The 13,804-nt window shown below is 51.9% G+C and carries 14 protein-coding genes; all 14 read right to left on the reverse strand.

Annotation, left to right across the window (positions count from 1 at the left end):
- Window positions 1-35 precede the first annotated feature (35 nt).
- Window positions 36-380 (reverse strand): DUF1831 domain-containing protein, encoded by a 345-nt coding sequence (locus KB236_04855; GenBank protein ID UIF30058.1) that lies wholly within the window; start codon window positions 378-380, stop codon window positions 36-38.
- A 1-nt stretch (window position 381) separates the two neighbouring features.
- Window positions 382-1,584, reverse strand: coding sequence for a cysteine desulfurase (locus tag KB236_04860; GenBank protein UIF30059.1), 1,203 nt, complete (start codon window positions 1,582-1,584; stop codon window positions 382-384).
- Window positions 1,585-1,609: 25 nt separating this feature from the next.
- Window positions 1,610-2,302 carry a 5'-methylthioadenosine/adenosylhomocysteine nucleosidase gene (locus KB236_04865; GenBank protein UIF30060.1) on the reverse strand — a complete coding sequence of 231 codons (693 nt, stop codon included), beginning with the start codon at window positions 2,300-2,302 and terminating at the stop codon, window positions 1,610-1,612.
- Window positions 2,303-3,010: 708 nt separating this feature from the next.
- A complete protein-coding gene (locus KB236_04870) occupies window positions 3,011-3,316 on the reverse strand; it encodes a hypothetical protein (protein UIF30061.1) in 306 nt (101 codons plus the stop codon).
- A 9-nt stretch (window positions 3,317-3,325) separates the two neighbouring features.
- A complete protein-coding gene (locus KB236_04875; protein ID UIF30062.1) occupies window positions 3,326-3,868 on the reverse strand; it encodes an NUDIX hydrolase in 543 nt (180 codons plus the stop codon).
- A gap of 1 nt (window position 3,869) precedes the next feature.
- Window positions 3,870-4,100 (reverse strand): cold shock domain-containing protein, encoded by a 231-nt coding sequence (locus tag KB236_04880; GenBank protein UIF30063.1) that lies wholly within the window; start codon window positions 4,098-4,100, stop codon window positions 3,870-3,872.
- 272 nt (window positions 4,101-4,372) lie between these two features.
- Window positions 4,373-7,186, reverse strand: a complete 2,814-nt coding sequence (gene ileS, locus KB236_04885; protein UIF30064.1) for an isoleucine--tRNA ligase — start codon at window positions 7,184-7,186, stop codon at window positions 4,373-4,375.
- Between the two features lie 658 nt (window positions 7,187-7,844).
- Window positions 7,845-8,570, reverse strand: coding sequence for a DivIVA domain-containing protein (locus KB236_04890; GenBank protein UIF30065.1), 726 nt, complete (start codon window positions 8,568-8,570; stop codon window positions 7,845-7,847).
- Between the two features lie 16 nt (window positions 8,571-8,586).
- The gene (locus KB236_04895) at window positions 8,587-9,366 is read right to left on the reverse strand and encodes an RNA-binding protein (protein ID UIF30066.1); all 780 of its coding nucleotides are present in this window, start codon (window positions 9,364-9,366) and stop codon (window positions 8,587-8,589) included.
- 37 nt (window positions 9,367-9,403) lie between these two features.
- Window positions 9,404-9,685: a YggT family protein gene (locus KB236_04900; protein UIF30067.1), complete on the reverse strand. Its 282-nt coding sequence runs from the start codon at window positions 9,683-9,685 to the stop codon at window positions 9,404-9,406.
- Between the two features lie 12 nt (window positions 9,686-9,697).
- Window positions 9,698-10,132, reverse strand: coding sequence for a cell division protein SepF (gene sepF, locus KB236_04905; GenBank protein UIF30068.1), 435 nt, complete (start codon window positions 10,130-10,132; stop codon window positions 9,698-9,700).
- A 41-nt stretch (window positions 10,133-10,173) separates the two neighbouring features.
- Window positions 10,174-11,439 (reverse strand): cell division protein FtsZ, encoded by a 1,266-nt coding sequence (ftsZ, locus tag KB236_04910; protein ID UIF30069.1) that lies wholly within the window; start codon window positions 11,437-11,439, stop codon window positions 10,174-10,176.
- A 24-nt stretch (window positions 11,440-11,463) separates the two neighbouring features.
- On the reverse strand, window positions 11,464-12,795 hold the full coding sequence (gene ftsA / locus KB236_04915) for a cell division protein FtsA (GenBank protein ID UIF30070.1): 1,332 nt from the start codon (window positions 12,793-12,795) through the stop codon (window positions 11,464-11,466).
- A gap of 141 nt (window positions 12,796-12,936) precedes the next feature.
- A complete protein-coding gene (locus KB236_04920; GenBank protein ID UIF30071.1) occupies window positions 12,937-13,794 on the reverse strand; it encodes an FtsQ-type POTRA domain-containing protein in 858 nt (285 codons plus the stop codon).
- Window positions 13,795-13,804: the final 10 nt, after the last annotated feature.

The raw sequence follows: 13,804 nt of genomic DNA on the forward strand, positions 1-13,804 counted from the left end.
ACCCACAATCGGCAAGGCGCAGTCTTTATTCGGCTTTAAGCCTTCTTTTGAATAATTTCGCGGTCAATCAGGTTCTGCAAGATAAAGTGGTATTGTTCCACGTTTCCCTTGGCGTGCGCACCCTTGAAGATGTTGACCCGCCGGTTACCAGACGCGTTAGTCGTCGACATCTTAAAGCCACTGAGATCCTTGGCCACGACCACCCGTAACATCTGATTCCGGTTGTACGGTGACGTGGGGTCCACCGACCGTTCCAGCGTGTAGTTGCCGGCGTTGGACAGTTGGAAACCCACATCCTTTAAGGCGTACGACTTCACATTCGGATTCAATTCGTAAATATCAGGATCACCATCAACTTGCATTTGCTTCTCGAATAACATCCTACTTCACCTCACTATGCTTCTTACTTAATCGCTTGACGATTGCCGTCACGTTCTTGATAAACGCGTCAATCTCGTCGCTGGTCGTCTGTTGACCAAAGGATAGCCGAATGGACTCGGCAATCCGGGGACTCTTTTCACCAAACATCGCCGTTAAAACGTGGGAGGGTTCAATGGAACCGGCCGTGCAAGCAGATCCTCCGGACACGGCAATCCCGGCCAGGTCTAAATTGGTCTGCATCACGTACGTGGAGATCCCTTTAATCCAGATATTCAGGACGTGGTCGAGGTTTTCCCCTTCCAATGACCCATTGACTTCAAAGTCTACGCCATTAGCGGTCAAGCCCTGAACAACCTGTTCCTTAAAACCATGGAACCGTGCGCGCTTCTCCGCCTTTACTTCTGGCGTCAAAAGCTCAGCCGCCTTGGCAAAACCGGCAATGGCGGGCACGTTTTCCGTACCGGCCCGACGCTTTTCTTCCTGGTCGCCGCCCTTAATCAGACTAGGGAAGTTGACGCCCTCGCGTTTGTAGAGGAACCCAATCATCTTGGGACCGTTAATCTTGTGGGCCGACGTTGACAGCAGGTCGATATGGTCGCGCTGAACGTCAATGTCCAGCAGGCCATAAGTCTGAACGGCATCCGTGTGGAACCAGGCCTGATGATCCTTTAAGATTTCACCAATCTCGTGAATCGGCATCCGGCTACCCACTTCGTTATTGCCCATCATGATCGTCACGAGGATGGTATCGTCCCGTAACGCCGCCTTGAAGTCATCCAGGCTAATCCGGCCGTGTTCATCGACAGGCAGGTAGGTCACCTCAAACCCTTGTTCTTCGAGTGCGTGGAGGGGCTTTAAGACCGCCTCGTGCTCAATTTCGGTGGTGATGATGTGCTTACCCAAAGACTGCCGAGCCAGTGCGGTCTGCGTAATGGCGGTGTTATCGCCTTCACTGCCCCCACTGGTAAAGATAATCTCCTCGTCACTAGCCGCATTGATACTGTTGGCAATGACTTGACGGCTATTCTCCATCACTGTGTGTGCTTGGCGCCCCAGCCCATACAACGTGGAGGCGTTGCCGTACACGTTGGCCATCTTATCGGTCATCTCCGCCAAAACCTCCGGGGCCATGGGCGTCGTCGCAGCGTTGTCCAGATAAATCTCCTGAACGGCGTGACTGTTATCAATATGAATCTCTTTCACTCTAAAAACCTCCTGAGCGGCCGAGTTAGTCTTGCGCGGCTAACAGGGCTAATAGCATCTGTGCAGAACGGTGTCCCGCATCAATAATAAAATCATCAAAGTTAACGCCAGAATCATTGTCGGCGTTGTCGGACATGGCCCGGACCACGACGTAAGGCACGTCAAATTGGTGAGCAACTTGACCAACGGCGGCCCCTTCCATTTCACCAGACAACGCATCTGGGAAGTGGCCCATGATGGCCTTAATGGTCTCTGGACTGTTCAAAAATTGGTCGCCGGAAACGATCAAACCGAGCTTGGTCTTCAGTCCCGTATCTGCTGCGGCGGCAACAATCTTTTCACCCCATTCTTTCGAAGCAGGGAACCGGGCTGGTTGTTGTGGTAATTGCCCGTATTCGTAGCCAAAGGCCCGCGCGTCGGCATCGTGGTAGGCCGTCTCGGTCGACACCACGACATCCCCGATGTTCAGGTCGGCTGCTAAGGCCCCGGCTGAACCCGAGTTAATCACCAGATCCACGTTGAATTGGGTAATCAGTAAAGCCGTCGTCAAACCGGCTTCGACTTTACCAATCCCGGACCGGACCAGCACAACGTTTTGGCCGCTGATGGTCCCTTCGTAAAATTCAAGGCCGTGAATGTTCGTGGTCTTGGCATCTTGCAGTGCTTCGTGTAATTCCTTAATTTCTTCTTCCATGGCGCAAAGAATTCCAAATGTCATGTGGTGTTCTCCTTAAACTTTTTTGTCGCGGCCACTGGGACTCGTTCAAAGTCCCGGAAGCCACAGTGTTCTAACCTCGCTAGTAACTTTGGGCTGAGTAGGCTGCTCAGTCTCAGCCCGGGTTCCCTTTAGTTCACTGAAGGTTGAAAGCTAGAAAACAGCTAGCATCCGTAGTGTGACAAGGATAACGACTATTATAATATGCTAGTCGCATACTGGCCGCCTTACCGTTCGCCAAATTTGGTCTGGATCGCGGTGGGCAGGACGGGCCAAGCCAAAAGGCGGTCTTGTCCCTCGCTTTAAGCCGTCAGCCCGCGTCTCAAAGACGCCATTTTACAAGATAGAACACTTGGAAAATCCCACGGCTGAGACCAAATTTGACTCACTCACGGCTACTTGAAGTGTATCCAATTAAATCGGCCGAACGTGGTCACGCCAGCGATGTCGCCACACGTTCAGTGGCTTTCAATCATCGTAACCGGAGGCAGCCGGAGATGGAGGTAGCCGTGACAGCGGTGTTAGCTGACGTCTTGAGTCAGCTTACAGCGCGGGACGTGTTTGGAGACTGGCGACTTTCGCTAGGCTTAAAACCGAGCCGGAGGACCGCTCCACAGGCCGCAGGCGGTCCCCCGCCGGAATCTCTGGCAGCCACAGGTGGCGTTGATGACTAGTTTAATGGTGATTTGTTTGTAAACTTTCAACCTTTAGTTAATTCATAAAGAACAGAATCAAGTAAACAATAATAATTAAGGCGACTAACCAAAAAATCGCCCAATTGAGGCGGTGGCCCAGTCGCTTTTGTTTCATCTCGGTTGGGCTGACACGTTGATCCATGGGTGGTTCTTCGGTCGGTTCATTGCCCTTGGGATTGCCGTGCTTGCGCGCATACTCCTTCTCAACTTGAACCCGTTTACGGTCGCGTTCCTGAAAGTCCTTTTCGGCCTGTTCCTGCTCGCGGCGGTAATCGGCTCTCGTCTTGGGCGGTTCGTTGTGATCTTGCCAATCATCGTTCATCGCTGTCACCTACTTCTGTAATAGCCAGTAATAGATGGCCGTAATCGTCTTGGCGTCGTTAATCTCACCGCTCTCAATCATGGCCTGAGCCTCTTGTTTCGTGACCGTCAAGAGTTCCAAGTTTTCCCCGCGATCACGGGGTAGCTTGGTCGTCACGGGCTTTAAATCCGTCGCCATAAACAAGGTCATATACTCATCGGAAAACCCGACGCTAGAGTAGAATCCGGTAATTCGTTTTAGCTGGCCCGGTTGGTAACGAATCTCCTCGTTGAGCTCCCGCATCACCGCGTGTTCGACGTTATCGGCATCCCGACTATCTAGCTTGCCGGCCGGAATCTCCAGGGTTGCGGCGGCGATTGGTGCCCGCCACTGCCGTTCCAGAATCATCTTGTGATCGTCAGTCAGCGCCAAAATTCCCACCGCACCCGCGTGCCGGACGATTTCTCTGGTCGCGGTATCGCCGTTGGGAAGCCGAACGCTCTGCCGTTCTAATTTTACAATCACACCGTCATAAAGTTCCTCGGTGGATTCGACGTGTTCTTCTAAATCCATGTTAAGCCTCCTCCGTGCTGCCCGTGACCACAGGCGTCACTTTCGCCGCTTGTGGGCCACGAATGCCTTGGACAATCACGAATTGCACGGTTTGGCCGGGTTCCAGCTTAAGAAAGCCTTCCCCTTCACCGATAATGCCCGTGTAGTACACGAAGACATCTTCACCTTCAGGCGTGGTAATAAATCCAAAACCGCGTTGTTCACTATAACTCTTTACTTTTCCGGTTAACATGGTATTCCCTCCCATACATAGTTCGAATTATACTCGCTTGGCCGGTCGACCGCAAACGCGGGGACTCGCCGTTGCTTATCCTTGGTATCTGCGTCGCTCACACTGGCCCACCTTGCCATGTAACTCCCCACAATATGGGGACCTAAACCGCTTCTTCGACCACAGATAATCCGGAGCGAACCGCCCGCCAATTCAAAAATGCCGCAAGACCACCCACGACGGGCAAGTCTTACGACATTTCATGAATTTAAAGTGAACTTAATGATTAAGCTTTACTTTTCGTCGAACCCTTCCGTTGCCGTTTCGGGGAAGTTTTCCCGAACGATAGCGGCACAACGGGCACAGAAGTGTGGATAGTCAGCATCGCTACCAACATCTTCCTTGGTCAACCGGCAACGATCACAAACCTCACCGGCAGCGGCCGTGACCTTAACCGCAACGTGGTCAAAGGTCAACGCATCGGCTGGTGCTTGATCCAACGCGGCGAAGTCCAGTCCAGAAACCAACAGGATTTGTTGAACGTTGATGTTCAGCTTATCCAGCAGCGTCTTGGTCTGATCGTCGATGTACAAGTCGAGGTGGGCTTCAGCGGCCTTCCCGATCAACTTGGCATCCCGAGCTTCTTCCAACGCCTTTAAGACGTGACTCCGCAGCTTCATGAAGTGGTCCCAAGCGGAACTTTCACCGTCGTCGGCTACTTCATTGGCATCGTCCATGTCCAAGACCTTAGGCATTTCAGCCAATTGAACGAAGCCTTCGGGTTCCTTCAAGAAGCCCCAGAGTTCTTCGGCCGTGTGTGGCAGGATTGGCGTGATCAGCTTGGTCAGGTTAACGGCAATCTGGTAGAAGACCGTTTGCATGGAGCGGCGTGCCTTACTGTCAGCGGCATCGATGTACAGGATGTCCTTGGCAAAGTCCAGATAGAAGGCAGATAAGTCCGTAACGACGAAGTTAATTAATTCCTTGTAAATGTTCAAGAAATCAAAGTTATCGTAGTGGGCTTCCACGCTCTTGGTAAACGCATTGAGTTTGTACAGCATGTGCCGGTCAACCGACGTCAACTGGTCAACGGCCACGGCATCGGTCTTCGGATCGAAGTCACTGGTGTTCGCCAACAGGTAACGCATGGTGTTCCGCAACTTTTTGTAGCTGTCGGAAATCTTCACGAAGGATTCAGTTGAGACCCGCACATCGGCGGAAGAATCAACGGACGTGACCCAGAGACGGACGATGTCGGCCCCCATCTTCTTAATGATTTCGTCAGGTGCAATCGTATTTCCGATGGACTTGGACATCTTGTGACCGTCTTTATCCAGCGTAAATCCTTGGGAGACCACCTGCTTATATGGGGCCTTCCCCGTTGCCACAACACTCGTGATTAAACTAGAGTTGAACCAGCCCCGGTATTGGTCGGAACCTTCCAGATAAAGGTCGGCTGGGAAGTCCAGGTAATCACGTTCGGCCAGAACACCCTGATGAGACGAACCGGAGTCGAACCAAACATCCATGATGTCGTTTTCCTTCGTGAATTCGCCATTCGGTGAGTGTTCACTCGTGAAACCGTCTGGCAAGAGATCCTTGGCTTCGCGTTTGAACCAGATGTTAGACCCGTACTTGCCGAAGAGATCGGCCACGTGGTTCACCGTTTCCGGCGTGATGATGGCTTCTCCATCTTCACCGTAGAAGATAGGGAGCGGCACACCCCAGACCCGTTGCCGGGAGATAACCCAATCGCCACGGTCCTTGATCATGTTGGCCAAACGACGCTTACCCCAATCAGGTTGGAACTTCACGTCCGTTAGGCTGTCCAAGATTTCATCACGAATCTTGTCGACGGAAGCGAACCACTGCGGCGTTGCCCGGAAGATAACGGGCTTCTTGGTCCGCCAGTCAAAGGGGTAACTGTGTTCGTAAGGCATGTATTTCAGTAAGGCGTTAGCGGCCTTTAACTTGTCCAAAGCGATCTGGTTGGCATCGTCATAGAAGACGCCGTCAAAGTCAGGACCGGCTTCAGCTGTCATGTACCCCTGATCGTTCACGGGAACTAGGACTGGCAAGTTGTAAAGCTTACCCACGTTAAAGTCATCTTCCCCTAAGCCTGGTGCAGTATGAACCAAACCAGTCCCAGAGTCGGTGGTCACGAAGTCGCCTAACATCACAACCAGCTTCCGGTCCGCGATGAATGGATGTTGGGCAATGATGTTGTCCATGTCTTGACCCATCACGGTCTTCAAGACCTTAACGTCTTCCCAACCAAAACGTTCAGCATTTTCTGCAACCAAGTCACTAGCCAAGACAAACTTCCGGTCTTCGCCAGCAGGTTGAACAACGGCATATTCGATGCCGGCGTCGATGGTGATCCCTTCGGAACCCGGGATGGTCCATGGCGTCGTGGTCCACACTACCAGGTAGGTGTCGTCATCTAAGACGCCCTTCCCGTCAATAACCTTTTCGCCGTAAAAGGCGGATGGTGAGGTTACATCGTGGTATTCCACTTCGGCTTCGGCCATAGCGGATTCGGAAGACCATGACCAGTACACGGGACGCTTCCCCTTGTAGATCAGGCCACGCTTGGCAAATTCACCAAAAACGCGCACTTCGGCGGCTTCGAATTCGGGCTTCAGGGTCAAGTAAGGATTGTCCCATTCGGCGGAAACACCTAGCCGCTTGAACCCATCGCGTTGTAAGTTAACTTGCTTCAACGCGTATTCGCGACACAGGTCACGGAATTCAGCGGTCGACATCTTCTTCCGGTCGTAGCCGGCCTTGGTCAGTTGTTGTTCGATAGGCAAACCGTGAGTATCCCAACCAGGAACGTAAGGTGCCCGGTAGCCACTCATGGACTTGTAACGCACGATAATATCCTTGGAAATCTTGTTCAACGCATGACCCATGTGGATGGGACCATTCGCGTATGGTGGCCCATCATGCAAAATAAACGTTGGCTTCCCCTCGTTTAATTTTTGGCGGGCTTCGTAAATCTTGTTTTCAGCCCAGACTTTTTGCCGTTCGACTTCTTTAACTGGCAAATTGCCACGCATTTTGAACTTGGTCTTACCCAGATTCAACGTGTCTTTCACTCGCATACCGTCATTTCCTCCTTTAAATTAATGCCTTCACGGTTGGTGAACCGGTGAGCTCAAGCCATAACTGGCCTCAGCTCACCGGTCAACCACACCGGATTTTGTACTTTCATTCGCCTTACCGGATGGTCCGCTAGACGCTGGAACGCCGTGGCCGCGACTTGAAGCCTCACCAAACCCGTGAGTCTCCAAGCTCGGGCTTATGCTAAGCTAGCAGATAATCACTGCCAGCTAAGCATAACGACACGGCTGAGCATCTAGCGGACCATCCTCACGGCTAAGATTGTTGTTTCAACACAACCGTTGCTGACCAACTACTAGTTCTAGCTCAGGATAAGCTTAGCAAACCTTTTCTCATTGGCTCCCCAAAACTGATGCGCCAACTTTTTCTAATTTCACATTCCGCATCCGCTAAGACAAACAAAAAACGACCTCGCCGCAAGGGACGAAATCGTTCGTGGTACCACCCAAATTCAGAAGACGATCTGCATCGTCTTCCCTCAACACCGTATCGGGGTGTTCCGCCGTTGCTTACTGTTAGTTCAGCCACGGGGCTTGGAGAATGATACCCACTAAACAGGCTGGATGTTAGCCTTCCACCATCGCTAACTCGCTCGTATCCTCTGTTTTAGTCGGCGGATTTCTCTGCCATTTTTATGATTTATTTATCCTGGTCAAAATGCGGTTGATCGTTATCTGGGAAAATCACAACGGTCTCGCCATTATCTTCATTCGAAGCTGCATCCGCAACTGGGGCGTCAACGACCGGCGTTTCCGTCGCGGTTGCCGCACTTTCCGGTTGCGATGCATCTGAGTTTACGCCTTGAGACTGGTCGTTGTCAAGCCGGTCACCCACGACCTTCTTGATTTCCTCGTAGCTCGACATGGACCCTTCCTTCAGCAGGCTGTCCCAATCATTGGACTTGACCACCTCAAGCTGGCTTTCCAGCATAACTTGGAGCCGTTGCCGGAAGACCCGGGTACTCTTCTTCAAGTCATCCGTCTCGACGGCCAGTTTCTTAGCGCGCTTCGAGGCTTCATCCATGATCTGATTGCCCTTGTTCGTGGCTTCAGAAACGATATCGGAGCTTTGCTTTTGCGCCTCTCTGATGATGATTTCGGATTCCTTTTGAGAATTGGCCTTAACCTTGTCCGCAGCCTCTTGTGCCACCAAAATAGACTGGTTCAAGGAGTCCTTCAAGTCATTAAAATACTTGAGCTTCCCGTTGGCTGCATCCAATTGTTCTTCCAATTCTTTGTTATGGTTCAACGTAATTTGGTAATCCTTGATCACTTGATCCAAGAAGTCATTGACCTCATCGACGTTGTAGCCACGCATCTTCGTGCCAAACTCTTTATTATGAATGTCTAATGGACTTAGTACCATTGTGTTCCCTCCGCATCTATTTCTTCAACACCGCTAGGGTGACCCGAATTTTTTCCTTTTTCGTTCGACCGGCCACTTCGTCCAGCCGAACCCGACCGAACCCGCGGACGGACACAATGTCCGCGACGTCGAGTTCGTAATCCGGCTTGAGCGTCTCCGTCCAGTTCACCCGAACGTGATTGCCCTCGATGAGTTCCTTCGCCCGGTGACGGGACAAATGAAAGCCAGTTCCCACGATGTTATCTAACCGCAGAGACGAGAGGGTCGCGGACTCCGCTTCCCACTCATCGATCGGCTGAATCAAGGCGTCAAAGTCACTGACGACTAGCCGGGCCTTGACCCGACCGATGTGATCGACTTGCCCCGTCAAATAGTCGGCCATCGATGTTTCCGTGATCACCTGCCAGACTTCCCCGTCGGTCAGGATGTCGCCTAAGATTTCTCTTTCGATTCCCGAGCCCAGTAAAGTGCCGAGAATCTGGCTATGGTGCAACGTCGCGAATTTTACCGGATAGTCCACCCGCAAGAGCGTCAACTCGAAGTCTTTAGCCTCGGGTTCGTAGTAATCCGGAAAAAACAGGGCGCGCTGCATCTCAGCCAAATGGTGACCCCCGCTGAATTGAACTTTCACGTCGGCCCGATGCGCCAACGTGGTGGCAATGTACACTTGCCGTGGGTTCAAGAAATGCGTGAGGACGGGCCGGTATTCGTCGGCCACCTGTTGTAGCCAGCCGCCAACGGCATCTATGAAGGATGCCTCATCGGGCCGGAAATGTTGCATGACGTTCTCATCCACGTCTCAAACCTCCCCTCGACTTGTCAAACGTGCAAACTCAGTACAGCAAGCTCATGACAATGTACTGCAAGTATTGTAAACCATATTGAACTAACGATAGGACGATGATGGCCACGACTGGGCCGAAGCCTAAGGGTCCCACCGAAATGAAATTAAAGTAACTTAGAAATGGTTCAACCAGTCGGCCAATGAATTGACCCAATTTCGACTGGTATGCGCCCGGCAACCAGCTCATTAACGCGTAGACCACAATCAACAGGATATATGCGCTAACGGCCCAGCTGAGGACTTGAAAAATTAAATTCACTATTGTTAACAAGGCGTCGCTCCTTTACTTCGTAAACTGCGTTCCTAAATTAGCTGCGACGTCTCCGCTAACTTCAAAGTTATGCGGGGTACACAGAAAAATCTGTTCACCAATCCGCTTAATCTCGCCACCAACCGCAAATGCGGTCCCGTTTAGGAAATCCACGATGCGTTGCGCCTGAGACTCGTCGACCCGGGCAAAATTCACGATCACGGCATCGCCGCCCGTGAGTTGCTTGGCAATTGACTTGGCATCGGAATAAATTCGCGGTTCGCAAATTGCGATATGACTGGCATTGGGCTTTGCATTGCGCATGGCAACCACCTTTCGACTATCAACCGGCCGATTAGGGGTAGCTGGCGTTGATTTCGCTACCGGAGTTGACTCAGGTTCCTGATAGTCTTCGTCATAATCATCGTTCACACCGAAAAATTTGCTAAGACTAAACTTCTCCGCCATGGTTGGCCACTCCTCTCATAACGACTACTACCGGAATGAGTTTACTTACGCCGCCGCTTGAAGAATGGTGGCGTATCCTCACCCTTGTTACTGTCATCTGCCGCATTATCATTGTTTGAGCTTGGGTTGAAGATGTTGAAGTCTGGCTTATCGACCCCGGCAAATTCATCACGGGATGAACTTGGCTTCGGTTCTGGCCGGTGCGCGGGTTCGCGAATGTCCCAGTTGCCAAACGGATCTTGGTTGGTATCCTTAGGCGCTTGGGCGTTTGTGGTATCTGCTGTGTTCGTAGCTTGACCAGCTTCACGCCGTGCCACCCGACTGTGTTGGGCCGCTTCGCGTTCTTCCTTCTTCTTGTCGATCCCGGTTGCAATCACCGTTACCCGGACTTCATCGCCGAGTTCTTCGTCGATGGACGTCCCGAAGATGATGTTCACGTCGCTGGTAGCGGCGTCGGAAACGATTTGTGAAGCAGCTTGGGCTTCAAACAAGGACAGGTCCGGACCACCCGTAATGTTCAGCAAGACTTGTTCGGCACCATCGATGGAAACTTCCAGTAATGGTGAGGAGATGGCCTTCTTGGTGGCGTCTTCCGTCCGGTTTTCACCGTTGGCAGACCCGATTCCCATCAGGGCGGCTCCTTGATCCTTCATCACCGTCTTCACGTCGGCAAAGTCCAAGTTCACGTAACCGGGACTCGTGATCAAGTCAGAGATTCCTTGAACCCCTTGACGGAGGACGTTGTCAGCTTCTTGGAAGGCTTCCATCATTGGCGTCTTCTTGTCGACAATCTCTAACAAGCGGTTGTTGGCAATGACGATCAGCGTATCCACGCTTTCCTTCATTGCGGCAACCCCTTCAGCGGCGAACCGTGCCCGTCGTGGACCTTCAAAACTAAATGGCCGGGTGACAACCCCAACCGTCAGGGCACCGCTGTCCTTGGCAATCTTAGCCACGATAGGTGCGGCACCGTTCCCGGTACCCCCGCCCATGCCGGCCGTCACGAAGACCATGTCGGCACCATCTAAGGCTTCCGTAATCTGTTCTTCGCTTTCTTCGGCTGCCTTGGCGCCCACTTCTGGGTTGGCCCCGGCACCGAGACCCTTGGTCAGCTTCGGCCCAAGTTGAATCTTGGTCTCAGCCTTTGAAGCCTCTAAGGCCTGGACGTCGGTGTTGGCCACGATAAATTCGACACCCTTGACGTCTTCGGTAATCATCCGGTTAACGGCATTGTTACCCCCGCCACCGACACCGATAACTTTGATAGTCGCGCCGTGGTTTTGCGCTGAATCTAGTGAGTATTCCATATTTGTCTATTCCTCCATCTCGCGTTAGTCGAAGAAGTCGCTAAAGAACTTCCGGAACCCATCAGTTCGCTTTTTCTTTTGTTTTGGTTGTTTGGCCTTCGGAGCCTGAGCGGATTGGTTCGCCGCGTTATTCGCTGCCTCTTGGGCGGCCTCGCGGGACCGAATCTCATCCGTTTCATCGGCTAATTGGGTGGAGCCCGTCAAAGCACTCTTGATGAGCAAGTCAATCTCACTCAATCCCCCAAAGTATTTCACTAAAGCTAGGGCCAGGGTGAACGATGGGTGCCGAAGCCCCATCTGGTCGGGCACGTAGACCCGCACGTTCGTCCCAAACTCATCCGTGGCCAAGTCAGTGATGCCAGGTAGCGCAGCAACGCCACCGGTCAACACGATACCCCCCGGTAATTCTAAGGCTTGGACCTTGTCTAAGTTTGACCGTAACCGTTGGAAAATCTGGTCGAGCCGCGCTTCAATGATTTCAGCTAAGTATTTTTCCGAAATTGGCGTCGGTTGGCTTTGACCAACGACGTCGACGGGAAATTCATCCTCGTCGCTTGCTTGGGTCGAATCGGCGTAACCGTAGTCACGCTTCAACTTCTCCGCGCTGTCCAGAGAGGTGTTCAGGACCACCGAGATATCCTTGGTGATGAACTGGCCACCCTCCTGGTCGACATCAATGTATTTTAACTGATGGTCGTGAATCACAGCGGCCGTGGATTGACCACCGCCGAGATCGACTAAGATGGTCCCAAAGTCCTGTTCGCCATCATTCATCACCATCATGCCTTGAGCCATCGGGTTAATAACTGTTCCCCGCAGGTTAAGACCAGCCTGTTCCACGGCTTTGCGGGTATTGTGCATGATCGTCTTCGGTCCGGTAAACAACGTCCCGTGAATCTCGAGACGAACCCCCACCATTCCGCGTGGATCTTTAATCCCGTCAAACCCATCGACCACGAACTCATCGGCTAAAATGTCGACGACCTCGCGTTCCGGTGGCAGGCTCTGGATCAAGGCGGCATTTGCCACCGTCTGGACATCTCGTCCGGTAATCTCGCGTGACTGATCGTCAATGGCAATCATGCCGCTACATGGTTCAATTTTTAACATATTTGCGGGAATTCCCACAATCACATCGTGAATTTCGATGCTGGCCTTCTCTTCGGCTTGTCGAACGGCGCGCTGAATTGCTTCAGCTGCCTTGTCAATATCCACGATTACCCCGCGGCTGACACCATTCGAACGTTCGTTTCCCACACCAATAACGTTCATTTGCCCTTTAACATTCTCAGCAACAATGACTTTTATTGAGGTGGTTCCTATATCGAGACCAACGTACATCCCTGAATTATCCATAGAAAAAGGAACCTCCTAAGTTAATCTAATATCAACACTGCATGAATTCGCTTTTTCCCCTAATTATTTTTCAGTTTACCACATTTACTAGGGGTTGAAAAAGCCTTATTGACGCTTTTTCGCCGTTGCAATCAAAATGAATTATTTTGTAAAGGGGTACGAGTACGCCCCGACCTCCAAATTGACCACACCTTTTTGCTTCATCTTCGCCGCAATTCCCGGATAATAGGCCATTTTCTGGGCAAAAGTCGGGATGCTGGCGTAGACTTCGTTCCCGTCATTCATGAACAGATGCACCCGATTGGGATTATCTTTATTCGGGGCATCATGAATTTCGCTGATATTGCGTTTAATTTCCGAATCAAGCTTGGCGTATTGCAGAATCATACGGTGCAGTGTTCGTGAACTCTTAAAGTTACCGTACACCGGCGTGCCACTCTTAGGTTGCGTCACCGACTGTTCACTAACAATACCATTTTCCAAGACTTCATAGTAACGATTTTGCTTCATCACGTACCCCGCGGTCGCGTACTCGGTCACCCGAACCGTGGCCTGGTTGGGCCGTTGAAAGTGAATCGTGACGCGCTTTAACCGTGAATTTCGTTGGGGCGCTTGTCGTTCCAAACGTTGCGTGTGCCCCAGCAGCTTGAAGATTGAATCTCCCGGTTGAAGTTGGACGGCCCGCTGAACCCGTTGGGTGCTCAGCGCCTGTGCCCCCCGCACGGTCACGGATTGAAGGTGACTGAGCGGCGAAATCAGGTAAACCATCGCGGCAATCACCACCGCAAAGCTGGTCAACAGTAACGTTAACCGGCGGACCAACTTGCGGTTGCGTTGGTGCTTTAACCGGGGTAATTTATCCCCAATGCGTTTGGCTTGATGAATCCACTTCGGTGCTTTGGCTTGCTTTCGCTGGGCCGCTGCTTTTCGCTGGTAATTCTCCCAGGGCGTCAACGTTTCTTGTTGCTTCTTATCGTTGCGGTTCAAACGAAACTTCACAGCCGCACAC

The sequence above is a fragment of the Levilactobacillus brevis genome (assembly GCA_021383565.1).
Lineage (GTDB): Bacteria > Bacillota > Bacilli > Lactobacillales > Lactobacillaceae > Levilactobacillus > Levilactobacillus brevis_B.